The sequence below is a fragment of the Streptomyces sp. NPDC048671 genome (genome assembly GCF_055587045.1).
In genome coordinates, this window is the sequence record NZ_JBVJHB010000008.1 from 300,469 (window position 1) to 316,550 (window position 16,082).

Here is a 16,082-nt window from a genome sequence, read left to right on the forward strand (position 1 = left end):
GCGGTGTGGTCATCCCGCGCACCTCGGAGCAAGCCGACACGATCCGCCGGCTCCGGCTCCTCGGCGTCACCCAGTCCCAGACCGAACGCGCGAACACCACGACCTACCAGGTCGACTCATTCGGGCTGCGCTACCAGCTGTCGGCCCTCAACGCGGCCATCGGTCTGGCCCAACTCGACAACTTCGACACGGCCGTAGAGACCCGGCGACGCCTGTGGTGCATCTACCGGGACGCCCTGGGCCCTCTGGAGGGTGTGACGCTCGTCGACGTCGGCCCGCAGACGGCAGTACCGCACCTGTGCCAGGTCCGCGTCCCCCCGCGCGACCAGGTGTTCCAGGAGATGCGATCCCAGGGGATCGGCGTCGGCGTCCACTACCCGCCCAACCACCTCCAGCCCGCGTTCGCGCCCTGGCGGCGGGCACTGCCCGTCACTGAGAAGGCCGGGCAGGAAATTCTGAGCCTGCCCTTCCACCAGCACCTGACCGAAGACGACATCGCCCACGTGGTCGCTGTCCTCGGCCAGGCCATCGAGACGGTGAGGGCTGAGCGGCACATCGGCCGCCTCGCGTAAGACCCCGCCCCGGTCAGCCGGACGCGGCGGACAGGATCACGTCCACGAGCCTGGCCGCCGCGTCCGGCCTTCCGTGCGCCCGCGCCCGCTCCGCCATCGCATCCCGCCGGCCGGGGTCCGTGAGGAGCGGGCCCACCGCCTCACGGAGAGTCGCCTCCGTCACCTCGCCGAGCAGTGCGACAGCCGCCCCGGCCTCCGCCAAGTGCTGGGCGTTATGTGCCTGTTCGTTCCCGGCCGAGGTCGCGAGCGGGATGAACACGGCCGGCTTGCCCAGCGCGGTGAGCTCGGCCAGCGTCCCGGCCCCGCTGCGCGAGACGACGACGTCGGCCAGCGCCAGCACGTCAGGAAGCTCCGCACCCACGAACCCGGCGAGGTAGTACCGGCTCGCCAACTCCGCCGGAAGCCCGGCCACGTGGCGCCGCAGCTCCTCCTCGTTCGCCGGCCCGCACTGGTGCACCACATTGGCCCGCTCCAGCAGCCACGGCAGAGCATCCCGAACGACGCCGTTGATCTGCTGCGACCCCTGCGCCCCGCCCGTGACATACACGGTCGGCAGCCGCCGGTCGAAGGCCGTCAGCCCCAGGGCCTCCACGGCTTTGTCCGGATGCCCCGACAACACATCCGGGCGCACCGGGTTACCCGTCACGACGGCAGCGCCCCGGACCGACTCCGGCAGCAACGCCACCGTCGACTCCGACGACACCGCGATCCTCGTCGCCGAGCCCGCCAGCTTCCGGTTCGCCAGTCCCAGGCGCACGGTCTGCTCGTGGAGCACGAGAGGGCGTCGGCACAGTCGGGCGCCCAGCCCAGCGGGGACGGCCACATACCCGCCCGTCGCGAGCACCACATCGGGCCGGAACTCCGCGATGATCTTCCGGGCCTGGGCCACGCCCAGCGGCACGCGCGCCATGTCCCGGGCATTGGCCGGGCTCAGCATCTTCAGCGGATTGCTGGAGCGCCGGATCTTGCCGGTGGCAACCGTGGTGAAGGCAATGCCCTCCGCCGGTGCCACCCGCGCCTCCAGGCCGTCAGGCGTCCCGATCCACAGCACATCGAGCGACCGGCCGTCACCGGCCAGCCGCTCCTGCAACGCACGGATCGCTGTCAGGGCGGGATACGTATGGCCGCCCGTACCTCCGCCCGTGACGATCAGACGGAAGGCGCGAGGACTGGTGGAAGGACTGTTCATCCGGCGCACGCTACTGGCAACCCGCACCCATAACGTCCCGTTCCGGCTGATCCGGTGCAGACACACCCGGAAACCGGCAGGCCCTGGCCCGCTTCGGCACTTCCAGCCTGTGGGACGAGGCGAAAGGAGACGGCGTCGGCCTGAGCCTCTACCGAGTCGTCCGCGAACCGCAGACTCTCCTCGCGATCTGGACCGGCCCCTGTCCCACCTGTCACCGCGACATTCCAGACCCCGCACCAACACGACCAAGCGCTACTGGTGATCGCCGGGGTCAGTGGCCCCGGGAGTCCCCGGTGTCACCGACGGTGGCCGGGCCAGGAGTTGGCGGGGGTCCGCCGCCCGGCTGATGGCCGATTCGACCGCCGCGATCCGGTCCGCGAGCAGGCCGAGCGCGGCGACCGCACGGGTCATGGGGTCGCCGTCCGGGCCGCCGAGCGCCTGGGTGCGGACGTAGGCGGCGGTGACGGCGGACCAGCGGGCGGCCTGCTCCGGACCGAGTGTTCCGCGCAGCGCGGCGAGCTTCAGCAGGGCGGCCTCCGCGCCCGTGGTGAGCGTCTGGGCCTCGCCCGCGTAGTGGTCGTCGATGACGTCGGACAGTTCGGCGTCGTTCATCACGGGCACGATCCGCTCGGCGATCCGGTTCATGTTCCGGTACGAGCCCTGCAGCCGGAACGGCGGTTCGGTGCGCGTCGCGTCCGTCTGCGCCGCCGAGGCGATGTACGCGGCGTTCACCGCGAGAACGGTGTCGCGGGCGGTGAGCAGATGGCGCAGCACGGCGACGATGCGTTCCACCTCGGCGGGGGCGTACGGGTGCTCCAGCCGGTTCGCGCCGGAGGCGGGTTCCGTGCCGGCGGCGAGCCGCAGCAGAGTTGCCAGGTCGTCGCGGGACCGGCCGGCGAGCGGGGCCAGCACCGGGTTGGCGGTCAGCGCGTTCTCCACGAAGCTCAGCGCGAAGACGTCCTCCCGGCCGCTCAGCACCTCGCCCAGATTCCAGACGTCGGCCCGGTTGGCGAGCATGTCGGGAATCCGGAACTGCTCCCCGGACTCGGTGTACGGGTTGCCCGCCATGCACACCGCGAACCGCTTGCCCCGCAGGTCGTAGCTGCGCGGCTCGCCGTCCCGCACCCCCTCGATCCGGCGGGTGGCGTCGCAGAGCGGGATGAACTTCTGGAGCAGTTCCGGCGAGGTGTGCTGGATGTCGTCGAGGTAGAGGAGGGTGTTGTTGCCCGCCTCCAGCGCGAAGTTGATCTTCTCGATCTCCTGGCGCGCGGTCGCGCTGCGCGCCTGCGCCGGGTCCAGTGAGGTCACGTCGTGGCCGAGGTTGGGTCCGCTGATCTTGACGAGGACCATGCCGAGCCGCTCCGCGACGTACTCCATCAGTGTCGTCTTGCCGTAGCCGGGCGGCGAAACGAGCAGCAGCAGGCCCTGCGAGTCGGTGCGCCGGTCGGCGTCGGCGGTGCCGAGCTGCTTGGCGAGGCTGTCGCCGATCAGCGGCAGGTACACCTCGTCGAGCAGCCGGTTGCGGACGAACGCCGACATCACGCGCGGCCGGTGGTCGTCCAGCCGCAGCCGGGTGCGCTCGGCGGCGGCCAGCGCGGTGCGCCGGCGCTGGTAGGCGCGGAAGCCGGGCACCGTGACCGTGCGGAACTCCTCGGTACGGAAGAGGAGTTCGTCGATCCGCACGGGCAGCCTGCCCCGGTCGATGCGCGGGTGGACGCCGAGGAGCCCCTCCACGGTCGCGGTAAGCGGCGCCTCGCCCTCGTACCGGCGGACGGCCGGCTGCGGGCAGAGCTCGACGGCGACGGCCTCCGCGAGATCGCCGTCGTTGAGGTCCGAGCCGCTCGCGCGGGAGTACGAGGTGAGCCACCCCTCGACGAGCTGGCGGCGGGCCGGCAGATCGTCCCCGAGGGCCGCGAGATCCTCGTCGTACGCCGAAGTCCCGGTGGTGCGGCGGAACTTGTCCAGGAAGGTGCGGACCCCGGCACTGGTGACGAACCCCTCGGGGCCGCTCGTCAGCTCCTCGAAGAGATACCCGGCGACGGCCCGCGCGTCCTCGCCCGCGATGACGCCGGCCCACTCCTCCTGGAGTGCGGCGACGGCCGGGGCGAGCCCGAAGGTGTCACGGGCGCGGGCCAGTGAGCGGGCCCGGCGCGTCCAGGAGGTCCGCAGGGCGTCATCCGCCCGGTGCGCCCAGAAGAGCTGGGCGGCGGCCCGGACGGCGGGCGGGCAGCGCAGGAGTCCGGCCCCGGCGTGCAGCCGCAGCAGTACGGTCAGGATCGCGCCGGCGTCCTCGTCGTGGACGCCGCGCTGATACCCCTCGTCGTACGCCCCGGCCGCCGACTCCCGTACCAGGGAGGCGAGTTCGGCCGAATCCAGGGCGGCCAGCCGGTCCGGGCCCTGCTCGGCCAGGAGCCGGGCCGCCAGGTGCTCGCCGCGGTAGACGGCAGGGGACTCGGAGGGCAGCTGCTGGTCCCAGTACGGGCGGGTCTCACCGAAGCCCGGGTCGCTGACCGGCATCCGGTAGTCGGTACCGGTGACGGCGAACGCGAGCCCGTCCCCCTGGGGGACCAGCGTCAGATCGAACGGCTGGGTGTTCACCGCGAACCGGTGACGGCCCAGCCGGATGGTGGCCCCGCCGTCCGCGTACAGCTCGCTGCGGTCGCGCAGCGCCCGCCCGGCCTCCTGGCGGGCCGCGAGCAGCTGCCCGTCCAGCTCCTCCGCCCGTACCGCGTCCCCGAGTTCGCGCAGCTCGGCCGCCGTGCGGCGGACCTTGGCGACCATCGGGTCGGAGGCGAAGTAGGTGTGGACGGCGTCCGCGTCGGGCAGTGCGGCGCTGCGGCGGGAGACCGTCTCCAGCACCCGGGCGGCGGACTGGGCGAGGCGTTCGGTACGGCGGGCGAGGGCGTCCTGAAGGGTCTGCCTGCGGGCCGAGAACGCCTCGTACACCTCCGTCCGCCGCTCGCCGAGCGCGGTCAGGAAGTCGTCGAACTCCGCGAACCGCGCCTCCAGGTTCTCCAGCTGGAGCAGCAGCCGCGCGAGCTGCTCGTCGCAGGCGTCGGGGGTGGCGGCGGCGGCCAGCGCACCCGTCACCGCCTGTCCCAGCAGGGCGAACTCGGCGGCGAACTCGGCCCGGCCCTCGTGGTCGAGGAGTTCGCGGCGGCGGGCGTCGAGGGTGGCGCGGACCCGGTTCACCCCGCCGAGCACCTCGGCGATCCGCTCCAGGATCGAGGTGCGGACCACGCCGTCGCCGATGTCGAGCCCGGCGACGACGTCCGTGACGGTGCTCAGCCCGTCCGTCATCCCCGTCAGCCGCTCACCGAGCGCGGCGGCGTCCGTGACGGTGGCGAGCGCGGACGCCTCCTCGGTGAGGCGGGCGATGTCCTCGTGGTAGCCGGCGAACGCGTCATCCCTGGCCAGGAACGCGACCGCGCGCCGGCCTGCCGAGGCCAGGTCGTCGGCGGTGGCTGCGGTGAGCTCGTCGATCCGCGCGGTGTCGGCGTACCGCATCTCACCGAGCGTCGCCAGGCGGCCGTGCGCGCCGCGGAGTTCGGTGAGCCGGGTGACCCACTCGGCGGCGGACTGCGGGGCCTCGCCGCGGACCCGGCGCACCAGCGCGGTGATCCGGTCCGCGCTCTCCGCGAGCGCGTCGGCGGCCTGCCGGGTCAGCTCCTGGACGCCCTCGAACTCGGCCAGCACCTGCTGCGCGGTCTCGCGGAGCTCGGTCAACGGGACGGCGAGGGCGCCCAGTTCGCTGTCGCCCAGCCAGTGGTAGCGGTCGGTGGCGCGGGTGCAGTCGGCCACCAGCCGCGCGTAGACCGCGCCGGTCGGGGTGGTCCCGTCCGCGCTGTGCGCGAGCGCGAGGCAGTCGGAGATGCCGCGCACCAGGTCGGCGTTGCCGATCCGGGCAAGCGGGCCGGTGCCGGCGGGGCGGGAGGCGGCGTAGGTGTCGGAGACGTACGGCGTCTGCCAGCGCTGCACCGGGTGAACACGTGCCGCTCCGGCGTCCGGGCCCTCCACCGGGTCCCGCAGGAGTACGAGGGTCCCGTCGTCGAGCAGGGCGTGGCCGCGGCCCTGGAGCGGGGTGGCCACTTCCTGGCGGATCACGTTGTAGGGGAGCAGCAGGCTGCGGCCGTCGTCCCGGGAGCGGAACGCGTAGAGCACGTCCTCGCCGTTGGGGGAGCGCACGGCCCCCTCGAAGGCGGGCTCGGTGAGCGGCTGCGCGATGTCGAAGGTCTTGGCGGTGCCGGTGGTCAGGTAGAAGCCGCCGGGGAAGATGATCCCCTGGTCCTCGGGGAGCCGGTGGCAGGCCGGGCCGATGGCGTCCAGCCGCAGCACCGTGCCCAGGAGCGAGTTGAACACGAGGTGGCGGGCGGCCTCCTCCTTGTACGGACGGACGCGGAGCAGCACCAGCGGGCCGAGCTCCGCGTATTCGACCTCGGCGTCGGCGAGCGACTGGAGGGGCTCGGTGACCGGCTCCCGGTAGATCCCGTCCGGGGTGTCCGTGTCGTTGACGGCCTTGACGGTGAGGTGGCCGCCGAGGGTGGTGACGAAGAGCCGCGCGTCGCTTCCGTCGCCCGTTCCCCCGATGGCGATGTGCGGGTGCCGGCCCGGGATGTGGGACTCGCGTCCGGCGACGGTCCAGGCGAAATCGTGCGACGGCGGGAACACGTGGTCGCGCTCGCCGCGGGCGTCGAGGAACGCGCCGGGTGTGCCGTCGGCGTTGAGGGCCCAGCGCAGGACGCGGATGTCCTCGGCGCTCTCGCCGGTCCGGAACACGGCGAGGAGCCGGCCGTCGGTACGGCGCAGCCGCAGCAGCCGGGCGTCGCGGTAGTAGCGGTGCAGCCCGTCGAACTCGCGGACGAACGCCTCGTCGGTGAGGAGCGGACCGGTGCCGGGGGCCAGCTCGGCGTCGTACAGCGCGAGTACGTCGTCCACGGCGGGCTCGTCGCGCCGGCCGGGGCCGCGTTCGAAGCCGAACAGCAGCCGGCCGCCGATCGCGACGAGGTCGCGGGGGGTGGCGGGCTGCTCGGTACGGATCTGCTCGCTGCCGAGCAGCCGCAGCCCGGTGGAGCCGAACTCCTCCGTGCGGCGGGAGTTGAGCGCCTCGGCCCGGCGGGTGAGCTCCGCGGCCTGGGCGGAGAGCCGGCGGCGCAGCACGTCGTAGGCCCCGGCCTCCACGGGGCCGCCCGGGGGCGGCGGGGTTCCGGTGTCCATGCGGTGCGGCTCCTTACGGGTGGGCGGATGCGTGGGGTGGGGGCGGCCGGGTGGGTGCGTGAGGTCTGGGCTGCCGGGCGGGCGGCGGTGGGGGGGGGCGCCCGCGCGGGGGGGGGGGGGGGGGGGGGGGGTGGGGGGGGGGGGGGGGGGGGGGGGGGGGGGGGGGGGGGGGGGGGGGGGGGGGGGGGGCGGCGTGAGGTCTGGGCTGCCGGGCGGGCGGCGGTGTCCTCAAGCGCCGGACGGGCTTGAGAGGGGCGGGCTTGAGAGGGGCGGGTGCGTGAGGGACGGGCTTGAGAGGGGCGGGTGCGTGAGGGACGGGCGCGAGAAAGGTTCGGGTGCGACCTCGGCACCGTCCGTCCTCAATCGCCGGACGGGCTTAAGAGAGGGGCGGGCGTGAGAGGGACGGGTGCGTGAGGGGTTCGGGTGCGTGAGGGACGGGCGCGAGGAAGGTTCGGGTGTGACCCCGGCACCGTCCGTCCTCAATCGCCGGGCGGGCTGGAATTGCCGCCCGCGGCGGGCAGACCGAGCCCGTCCGACGATTGAGGACACCGCGCCGGTCACGACACCGGCGTGCCGTTCCGGGACGGGCCGGCGACCGCGCTCACGGGCAGGTCCGCGAGGCCGAGCTCATGTGCGTGGTCCAGGAGCCGGCGGACCTGGTCCGCCCCCGCGCCCCCCGCCCCCGGAGCGGCCATCATCCGCATCAGGAGCGCCGACACCGTCAGGTTCTGCACATCGCCCGACGACACCGACCCCAGCACCTTGGTCAGGTCGTCCGTGAACGACGACGTGCCGTTCAGCCACGGCCCGGCGAGCGCCTTCGCCGTGTCCGAGTTCTCGACGAAGCCGTCGAGGCTCTTGCCCATGGAGATGGACGAGACCAGCCGGTCGAAGAAGACCGACTCCCCGCCGACGATGTCGATGTCGGCGTTCTCCAGCCCGGCGGCCACGATCGTCGCCTGCGCCTCGGCGACCTGCCGCTGCACATCGAGACCGGCGAGCCGGATCTCCTTCTCCGCCTCCAGCCGCAGCCGGTACTCCTCGTGGCCGCGCGACGCGTCGTCCAGGGCGGCCATCGCGGCCGCCTTGTCGGTGAGCCCCGCCGCCTCGGCCTTCAGCTTCTCGCCGATCATCGCCGCGTCGGCCGTCGCCTGGGCCTGCGTACCCTCCGCCGCCGCCAGCGCCTTCAGCCTGGAGCCCTCCGCCTCGGCCCTGAGCCGGGCGGACGTCGCCTCGGCCTCGGCCAGGCCGGTCTTCTCGATGACCTCGGCCGCCGCGTCCTGCACCTGCACCTCCGCGAGGCCGGCCGCGGCCGACTCCGCCTGCACACCCTCGGCCAGCCGCAGCTTCGCGCGGGCGTCCAGGTCCGCGGTCTTCAGCCGGGCCTCGGCGAGCGTGAGCTGCTCGGCCGCCCGGTGGGTGGCCGAAACCTCGGCGGCCTCCGCGGCCTTGATGTCCTTGACCAGCTGTTCCTGGGCCTCCGCCTCGGCGGCGATGATCACCGACTTGCGGGTGCGCTCGGACTCCTCGACGGAGCGCAGCGTCTTGATGGACTCCTCCTGCTCGGCGACCGTACGGTCCACCGCGATCCGCTCCCGGATCACATCGGCGACGTCGCGGCGCTCGGCCTCGACCTCCTTCGTCGCGGCGATCCGGTTCAGCTCGGTCTGCCGCTCGCGCCCGATGACCTCGATCATCCGGTCCTTCTCGATGCGCTCGTTCTCCACCGCGATGACCCGCTCGCGGTTCTTCTGCGCGACGGCGATCTCCCGGGCCTGGTTCTCCCGCTGGATGCCGAGCTGCTCCTCGGTCTTGATGAACGCGCCCTGCGCGCCGAGGCGTTCCTCCTCCTGGACCCGGGCGGTCACCGCCTCCTCGCGGGCCCGCAGCGTCTCGACCTCGCGGCGCTGCTTGATCTCGGCCTCGGCCTGCCGGCGCTCCAGCTCAAGGATGGTCTCCCGGGCGTCGACGTCCTGCCGGGTGATCTCCTTCTGCTCGGTGCGCTGGAACTCGTTGGTCCGCACGTGCTCGATCGCGGTCAGCTCGGTGATCTTCCGAATGCCCTGCGCGTCGAGGATGTTGGCGCCGTCGAGCTGCACCATCGGGGTCTGCTCAAGGAAGTCGATCGCGGCGTCGTCCAGGTGGTAGCCGTTCAGATCGGTGCCGATGACGCGGATGATCCGGTCCCGGAACTCCTCGCGCTTGGTGTACAGATCGACGAAGTCCAGCTGCTTGCCGACGGTCTTGAGCGCCTCGGAGAACTTCGCGGCGAAGAACTCCTGGATCGCGATCTTGTCGCTGGCCCGCTCCGTACCGATGGCCTGGGCGACCTTGATGACGTCCTCGACGGTCTTGTTGACCCGTACGAAGAACGTGATGTGGATATCGGCGCGGATGTTGTCCTGGCAGATCAGGCCCTCGCGCCCGGTGCGCCGGATCTCGATGGTCTTCACCGAGATGTCCATCGACTCGGCCTTGTGCAGCACCGGCAGGACGACGGCACCGGTGAAGGTCACATCGACCTTCTTGGTCTTGGAGATGATCAGGGCCTTGCCCTGCTCCACCTTGTGGAAGAGCCGGGTGACGATCAGCAGCAGGGCGATCGCGATGAGCAGGACCACGGCGATGAGCAGGCCGAGGCCCAAGGAGATGGCTTCCATGACAGTCCTTGGCGGCTGGTGGTACGGAGAATGAGAGGTGGAGGGGGCACGGCTCCGGGTCCGGGCGCCGCGCCGTGTCCGGGCGCGGCCGTGCGGACCGGTACCGCGCGCGGCGGTGCGGTGGGCGTGGGGCTCAGACGGTGTGGCCGGGGTCCGCGCGCCGGTGCGTGGGCAGCGGCTGCGGTGGTCCGGGGTCGAGTGCCCTGTCGTACGGCGAGACCCAGAAGAACTCGCCCGCGTCGTCGTACGCGTACAGCAGTCCCGAACTCCCCGAGGTCAGCTCCGCGTCGTCCGCCCGCAACTGCCGGACCTGGACGATCGCGGTGGACCCGTCGGCCGCGGCGACCTCGGCCTGGCCGAAGTCCGGGCCGACCGAGCCGGTACGGACCGTGCAGACCCGGCCCAGGAAGTCCTGGCGGGATGGCGGAGGCTGGTCCGGGAAGAAGCGGCGGAAGTGGCGCACGAGCACCCGCACCACGGCCCAGGCGATCAGCAGCGCGCCGGCGAGGATGCCGACGGCGAGCAGGGCCCGGGTGGTGCCGGTGGCGGCGCTGCGGTGCAGCAGGACCGAACCGGTCAGCGAGGTGAACCAGGCGACGGTCACCATGACGGACACCGAGACGGTGACCGGCACACCGCCGACCCCGGCCAGATCGGCGTCGAGGTCCGCGTCGAACGAGTGGTGGTCGGCCGCGCCGGCCAGGACGAGCAGCCAGAACGCGATCACGACGACGAGCGCCGCGGCGAAGAGAACGGCCGGGAAGGACAATGTCGCTGTCAGGAACTCCCGCATCGGTTCCACCCCCTGCCGTCCCGCCGACAGCACTGCCGGCGTCTGCGCGCGGTCCGGCGGTGACCCAGGTGCTGCGGTACCGCCCTGAGCGGTACCGCAGCAGCCGGGCCTTCCCCCGTACCCCGTTGCACCCCCGTGTTTCCCCCGTGGTCCCCCGGTTGGTGCTGACCGGATCGTGTCATCCGGGGCCGGCCCGTCGCACTGCCGGAATACGGCAATCTTTCTCTGTCCTCGGTGCCGGGCACCGGCACCGGACCGTAAGCGTTGTGCCAATGTCAGCAACGAATGAGCACTGGAGGCGGGCGCGTGCCTGAGCCGGAGATCCCCGACAGCTTTCTGGAGGGCTACGCCCACGTCCTGGGCGAGGTCGCCGTCACCGGACGCCGGCTCACCCGGGAGGAGCTGGAGACCCGTCGCACTTTGGGCAGGCAGGCCGCCGAGGCCGGACACCAGCTGCGCGCCCTGGTCCGTATGCACCTGACCGAGACCCGCGCCTCCTGGCCGGCCGCCGCCCCCGGCGCCACGCCGGCCGCCGTGGCCGCGGTCGCGGAGAGCGTGCTGGCGGCGGCCGAGCAGGCGGTCGACGCGTTCGCCGAGGGCTTCGAGCGGGCGCAGCGGCTCACCGTGCGGCGCGAGGAGGCGGCCCGCCGGGAGTTCATCGACGATCTGCTGTACGGGCGCAGCGACCTGGGCCGGCTCGCCGAGCGGGCCACGCGCTTCGGGCTGCGGCTCTCGCGCGCCCACGCGGTGGCGGTGGCGGCGGGCCCCGAGGCGTACACCGAGACGGATTCCGTACCCAGGCATGTGGAGTCGGCGCTGCTGGCCCGGTTCAGCGGCCGGAAGATCCTCATCACGACGAAGGACGGGCGGCTGATATGCATCGCGCCCGGCAGCCAGCCCGACGTCCTGAGGTACTTCGCCAAGCAGGCGCACGCGGCGACGGACGGCGGCCGGGTCGCCGTCGGCCGTGCCCACCGGGGCCCCGGCGGTGTCGTCCAGTCGTACGACGAGGCACTCGACGCGCTCGATCTGGCCGACCGGATGGACCTGGACGATCCGGTGCTGTACTCCGCCGATCTGCTGGTCTACCCGGTGCTGACCCGGGACCGGCAGGCGATGTCCGATCTGGTGCGCAGCGAGCTGGGCCCGCTCCAGGAGGCGCGGGGCGGTGCGGAACCGCTCCTCAAGACGCTGTCCGTGTACTTCGAGTCGGGCTGTGTCGCGGCCGAGACGGCCCGCCGGCTCGCGCTGAGCGTGCGCGCCCTCACCTACCGGCTGGAGCGGATCCACCAGCTGACCGGCTCCGACCCGTCCGACCCGATGCACCGCTACACACTCCAGACGGCGGTGATCGGGGCCCGGCTGCTGGACTGGCCTGCGAAGGAGGTGTGAGCGACCCGCCCGCCGCTGTTCCCCGGTCCTCCTCTCCCCAGCCCTCCTCTCCCCAGCCCTCCTCTCCCCAGTCCTCCCCGGTCCTGCCGGGTCCCGGCAGGAGCGTGCGCCGGTGGCGCTCCCCGAATGCGGGCGAGCCGACCTCCGCCTAGCGTGATCAGTCGGGGGAATTCGGCGGTGTGCGCTACGAGGGAGATCCGCACCATGGCCCGACACGCGCGTCAGCCACGGGAGTCGGCCGAGGGCGGGAAGGAGCGCGGCCCGTCCCACCGGTGGTGGGTGCTGGGGGTGATCGGGCTCGCCCAGTTGATGGTGGTGCTCGACGCGACGATCGTGAACATCGCGCTGCCCTCCGCCCAGCAGGCCCTCGGCTTCAGCAACGGCAACCGCCAGTGGATCGTGACGGCGTACGCCCTCGCCTTCGGCTCGCTGCTGCTGCTCGGCGGCCGGATCGCCGACCTGGTCGGCCGCCGGGTGGTGTTCCTGACCGGACTGGTCGGCTTCGCGGTGGCCTCGGCGATCGGCGGTGGCGCCCCGAGCTTCGAGGTCCTGGTGCTGGCCCGCGCCCTCCAGGGCATGTTCGGCGCGCTGCTGGCCCCGGCCGCGCTCTCCCTGCTCACCACGACGTTCACCGTCCCGAAGGAGCGCGCGAAGGCCTTCGGTATCTACGGGGCCATCGCGGGCGCGGGCGGTGCGGTGGGGCTGCTGCTCGGCGGGGTGCTGACGGAGTACCTGGACTGGCGCTGGTGCCTGTACGTGAACCTGCTGTTCGCGCTCGTCGCCTTCTTCGGCGGCTGGCGCCTGCTGGACGCGGGTGCGCCCGCCGACCGCCCGAAGCTCGACATCCCGGGGACCGTGCTGGTCTCGGCCGGACTCTTCTGCATCGTGTTCGGGTTCTCCAGGGCCGAGACGCACCCGTGGAGTTCACCCGACACCTGGGGGTTCCTGATGGCCGGGGCGGTGCTCGTGGCGGCGTTCGCGTGGTGGCAGACCAGGGCCGCGCATCCGCTGCTGCCGATGCGGGTGGTGCTCGACCGGGACCGGGCCGCGTCGTACTTCGCGATGTTCATCTCCGGCGGCGGCCTGTTCGGGGTGTTCCTGTTCCTCACGTACTTCCTGCAGAAGAGCCTGTTCTACTCGCCGGTCAGCACCGGTCTGGCCTTCCTGCCGATGATCGCCGTCATGATCATGACGTCCGTGACGACGACGAACGTCCTGGTGCCGAGGCTCGGCGCCAAACCGATCGTTCCGCTCGGCATGGGCCTCGCGGCGGGCGGCATGGTGTGGCTGACCACCCTGGACCTGAACAGCACCTATCTCGCCCATGTGCTGCCCCCGCTGATCTGCCTGGGGCTCGGACTGGGCATGATCTTCGCCACGGCGATGAACCTGGCCACCGCCGGGGTCTCCGCCCGGGACGCCGGGGTCGCCTCCGCGATGGTCAACACCAGCCAGCAGGTGGGCGGTTCCATCGGTACGGCGCTGCTGAACACGCTCGCCACCAGCGCGGCCGCCAACTATCTGGTCGGCCGCCGCCCGACCCCGGCCGCCGTCGCCCAGTCCCAGCTGGAGAGCTACTCCACCGCGTACTGGTGGTCCGCCGGCTTCTTCGCCGTCGGGCTCCTGATCACGGTGATCCTCTACCGCCGGGGCGTGCCGCAGCCCCACCCGGTGGAGGAACCCGCACGTGTACGGTCCTGACTCCGTACGGTCCTGACTCCGTACGGTCCTGACTCCGTACGGTCCTGACCCTCTCCTGCGTACGGGCCCGGACTGACCCCGCCCCTCAGCGGTCGTTTCCGGCGGTCCGGGCGCCCTCGGTGAGACGTACGAACGCGATGGCCTCGCCCACGGTCCGGTAGTCCGCCTCGCTGCCGTCGACCGTGAACCCCATGTACGCGCAGAGCCGCCGCGCGATCCGGGGGTGCCGGGGCGCGTACCGCGCCATCAGCTCGCCGCCCTCCTCGGCCGGCAGATCGGCCGCCGTCACCGCGTGGAACCGGCGGCCGACCTGCACGGTGGCCTGCGGCGTGTGTTTCAGATTGCGGTACCAGTCGGTGGCCGTCCCGAATCCGGACGCCACGGTCCAGCTCCGCCGGCCGTCCACCGTCGCGGACTCGACGACCTCGACGGCGGTCCGGCGCGGCTGTCCCGAGGTGCGCCCGGTGTGGACGAGGAGCAGCAGGCGCCCTCGGAACAGTGGTCCGAGCCCGGCCCGGAACATATGGACGGGCAGCCGGACAGCGGTACGCCGCCAGCCGGCCGGAGGGGCCGGGTGCCGGGGTTCGGGCGAAGCTTCGGAGTGATGCGTCACGGTGCAAATTTTGCACAATCCAAAGATGTGCGCCACCGTCGCACGCAGGGGGCCGGGTACCGGTACGACATCTTTCGGTCACGGTCGTGCCCCGGTTCGAGTACGGCCGTCCGGCACGGTACAAAGGGGCATGGCCGCGCACGAACAGGCACACGAACAGGCATCTGAGAAACGACCGTCCGCCCAGGGCAGGGACGACGTCGATGCGGTGACGCGGGCCGTGCTGACGGCGTCGAGACTGCTGGTGGCCGTCTCCGCACGGTCGCTGGCGGCGGTCGAGGACCGGGTGACGCTGCCGCAGTTCCGGCTGCTGGTGGTCCTCGCCACGCACGGGGACGCCAAGCTCGTGTCGCTGGCCGAGCGGCTGGGCGTCAATCCGTCGACCGCGATGCGCATGCTGGACCGGCTGATCGTCGCCGGTCTGGCCGAACGGCAGGTCAACCCGGCCAACCGCCGGGAGACGGCACTGCGGGTGACCCCGGAGGGCCTCCAACTGGTCGAGGACGTCACGGCCGGCCGCCGCCGCGAGATCGCCTCGATCGTCGAACGCCTCGCGCCGGAGCAGCGGGCCGCGCTGATCGAGGCGCTGACGGCGTTCACCGCGGCGGGCGGCGAGCCGGCCGTGCCCGGGGGCGGCACGGACGCGTACCCCCTGGGCTGGGTGCCCGACCTGCCGGCCGCCCAGGACGGCTGACGTTCAGTCGGAGGTCGGAGCCAGCTCCTCCTGCGGCGCGGGCACCCGCGCGGCGGGAGCCGTACCGCTGCCGGCTCCGGGAGCCGGGCCGCCGTCCTGGCCGCGCCACTTCTTGACCAGCTCGGCGGCGGGCTGGGTCCAGCGCGCGGTGAGCGGGCCGACGATGACCAGGATCAGGACGTACGCGGTGGCGAGGGGGCCGATGCGGGGCTCGGTCGCCACGGCCAGACCGGCGATGACGATGGAGAACTCGCCGCGGGCGACGAGCGTGCCGCCGGCCCGCCAGCGCCCGCGCGACCCGATGCCGGCCCGCCGGGCGGCGTACCAGCCGGTGGCGATCTTGGTGAAGACGGTGACGACGGCCAGCAGCGCGGCCGGGAGCAGCACCGGCGGGATGTCCGAGGGAATGGTGGAGAGCCCGAAGAACACGAAGAAGACGGCGGCGAAGAGATCCCGCAACGGGGTCAGCAGCTTGCGCGCCCCCTCCGCGACCTCTCCGGAGAGCGCGATGCCGACGAGGAACGCTCCGACGGCCGCCGAGACCTGCAACTGCTGGGCCACCCCGGCGACCAGCACGGTCAGCCCGAGCACGACGAGCAGCAGCATCTCGGGATTGTCGGAGGACACGGCCCGGCTGATCAGCCGTCCGTGCCGCAGCGCGAGATAGAGCACGAATCCGACGGTGCCGAGCGCGACGAGGAGCGCGATGCTCCCCCCGGCGAAGCCCACGCCCGCGAGCATCGCGGTGAGCAGCGGCAGATAGACGGCCATCGACAGGTCCTCGATGACCAGCACCCCGAGGATGACGGGCGTCTCCCGGTTGCCGAGCCGCCCCAGATCAGCCATCACTTTGGCGATCACCCCGGACGACGAGATCCAGGTGACCCCGGCCAGCGCCACGGCCCCCACGGGCCCCCAACCGAGCAGCAGCGCGGCGACGGCCCCCGGCGTCGCGTTGAGCACGAAGTCCACGGCACCGGACGGGTACTGCGTCTTCAGACTGGTGACGAGCTCACTGGCGCTGTACTCCAGCCCCAGCAGGAGCAGCAGCAGGATGACACCGATCTCGGCGCCGACGGCGGTGAACTCCTCACTGGCCCTGAGCGGCACCAGCCCGCCCTCTCCGAACGCGAGTCCGGCGATCAGGTAGAGGGGGATCGGCGAGAGCCCTATTCGGCCCGCGAACCGCCCGATGATGCCCAGCCCCAGAATGACGGAGCCGAGCTCCACCAGTAGTGCGGTCGTGTCGTGCAC

Annotated in this window: 10 protein-coding genes; 4 read left to right on the plus strand and 6 right to left on the minus strand. The window is 72.6% G+C overall.

Annotated elements, in window-relative coordinates; genetic code table 11:
• Positions 1-5: 5 nt before the first annotated feature.
• A complete protein-coding gene (locus ACZ6S6_RS18330) occupies positions 6-572 on the plus strand; it encodes a DegT/DnrJ/EryC1/StrS family aminotransferase (RefSeq protein WP_469706222.1) in 567 nt (188 codons plus the stop codon).
• Between the two features lie 13 nt (positions 573-585).
• On the opposite strand, the gene ACZ6S6_RS18335 is transcribed toward ACZ6S6_RS18330, so the two are convergent.
• The 4 genes from ACZ6S6_RS18335 to ACZ6S6_RS18350 form a co-directional block, all read right to left on the minus strand.
• Entirely contained in the window at positions 586-1,761 is a 1,176-nt protein-coding gene (locus ACZ6S6_RS18335; RefSeq protein ID WP_469706223.1) for a UDP-N-acetylglucosamine--N-acetylmuramyl-(pentapeptide) pyrophosphoryl-undecaprenol N-acetylglucosamine transferase, read from the minus strand.
• Between the two features lie 252 nt (positions 1,762-2,013).
• Entirely contained in the window at positions 2,014-6,975 is a 4,962-nt protein-coding gene (locus tag ACZ6S6_RS18340; protein WP_469706224.1) for a DNA repair ATPase, read from the minus strand.
• Between the two features lie 557 nt (positions 6,976-7,532).
• The gene (locus tag ACZ6S6_RS18345; RefSeq protein WP_469706225.1) at positions 7,533-9,635 is read right to left on the minus strand and encodes a flotillin family protein; all 2,103 of its coding nucleotides are present in this window, start codon (positions 9,633-9,635) and stop codon (positions 7,533-7,535) included.
• Positions 9,636-9,768: 133 nt separating this feature from the next.
• Complete coding sequence (locus tag ACZ6S6_RS18350) at positions 9,769-10,428, minus strand: YbdD/YjiX family protein (protein WP_362958267.1); 660 nt, start codon at positions 10,426-10,428, stop codon at positions 9,769-9,771.
• A 306-nt stretch (positions 10,429-10,734) separates the two neighbouring features.
• On the opposite strand from ACZ6S6_RS18350, the gene ACZ6S6_RS18355 reads away from it, so the two are divergent.
• Complete coding sequence (locus ACZ6S6_RS18355) at positions 10,735-11,820, plus strand: PucR family transcriptional regulator (protein WP_362958270.1); 1,086 nt, start codon at positions 10,735-10,737, stop codon at positions 11,818-11,820.
• A 204-nt stretch (positions 11,821-12,024) separates the two neighbouring features.
• Positions 12,025-13,521, plus strand: coding sequence for an MFS transporter (locus ACZ6S6_RS18360; protein WP_469706226.1), 1,497 nt, complete (start codon positions 12,025-12,027; stop codon positions 13,519-13,521).
• 85 nt (positions 13,522-13,606) lie between these two features.
• Here ACZ6S6_RS18360 and ACZ6S6_RS18365 read toward each other — a convergent pair whose 3' ends face one another.
• Positions 13,607-14,134: a nitroreductase family deazaflavin-dependent oxidoreductase gene (locus ACZ6S6_RS18365; RefSeq protein ID WP_362958276.1), complete on the minus strand. Its 528-nt coding sequence runs from the start codon at positions 14,132-14,134 to the stop codon at positions 13,607-13,609.
• A gap of 130 nt (positions 14,135-14,264) precedes the next feature.
• Here ACZ6S6_RS18365 and ACZ6S6_RS18370 point away from each other — a divergent pair, with 130 nt between their 5' ends.
• A complete protein-coding gene (locus ACZ6S6_RS18370; protein WP_469706227.1) occupies positions 14,265-14,828 on the plus strand; it encodes a MarR family winged helix-turn-helix transcriptional regulator in 564 nt (187 codons plus the stop codon).
• Between the two features lie 3 nt (positions 14,829-14,831).
• Here ACZ6S6_RS18370 and ACZ6S6_RS18375 read toward each other — a convergent pair whose 3' ends face one another.
• A complete protein-coding gene (locus ACZ6S6_RS18375) occupies positions 14,832-16,082 on the minus strand; it encodes a cation:proton antiporter (protein WP_362958282.1) in 1,251 nt (416 codons plus the stop codon).